A 788-nucleotide genomic window follows, 5' to 3' on the forward strand; every position below is an offset into this window, starting at 1 on the left:
GAGTACTATACGGAATCTTTTAAGATTAACTAATAGTTAACAAACAGGAATAAACAACGGCGATTGTTAGGTATAGGGAAAAACTACATAATTTATATTATGTTAAATTTATGAGATTAGCATTGTACTTGCTAATCTCTATTCCTTCTGATAAGTCCCTTTGCCTAAATCATCCTTTGTAATTGTAGCCTGTACACGCTCTACCCTCCCGTTAAGCCCCTTTGTATAGTGTGGTGTTACCAACAACCCAAACGGCTCTGTCCACTCAACCGGATTCAGCGCATACTCAAACAGATTCATCCCATCCTGCAACCCAATCGGATCCTGACTCACAAACCGCCCGATTTCAGGGTCGTAATAGCGGAAACGGTTGTAGTACAGGCCGCTTTCTTCGTCGTAATACTGACCTTGGAAACGGAACGGAACGTTAACTTTGGGGCCGTCTGAAACGGTTTTGTTACGGATTCTACCCAATGCTTCGTATTCGGCCGTCCATACAGCTTTGCCTTTTGTATTGTGTACAGCAATCGGCTTACCGAGATGGTCAAGTTGGTAATAAACCAAGTCGGGCTGCGCTTTGGACTGCTTTTGGGGTTCGGGTGGGATTTTCAGCAGCGGATCAGTTTTAGGGTCGTAGCTGTAAGACTCCCCTTTCTATACCTATTGGCGAGGTCGTCTGAAATTGTGCCAGCGGTTCGAATGTACCGGGTTCGAACAGGTAATGGGTGTTTCGTCCGTTTGTGCTTTCAATGGTAAGGGTGTCTTCCTGCCAGTGGTAGACGGTGGTT

1 protein-coding gene is annotated in these 788 nt (G+C 45.3%); it reads right to left on the reverse strand.

Features of this window, described 5'->3' with window-relative positions; genetic code table 11:
• Positions 1-138: 138 nt before the first annotated feature.
• The gene (locus tag HMPREF2700_RS01635; protein ID WP_070589501.1) at positions 139-564 is read right to left on the reverse strand and encodes an RHS repeat-associated core domain-containing protein; all 426 of its coding nucleotides are present in this window, start codon (positions 562-564) and stop codon (positions 139-141) included.
• Positions 565-788 lie beyond the last annotated feature (224 nt).

It is taken from the genome of Neisseria sp. HMSC068C04, from assembly GCF_001810105.1.
Taxonomy (GTDB): Bacteria; Pseudomonadota; Gammaproteobacteria; order Burkholderiales; family Neisseriaceae; genus Neisseria; species Neisseria flavescens_B.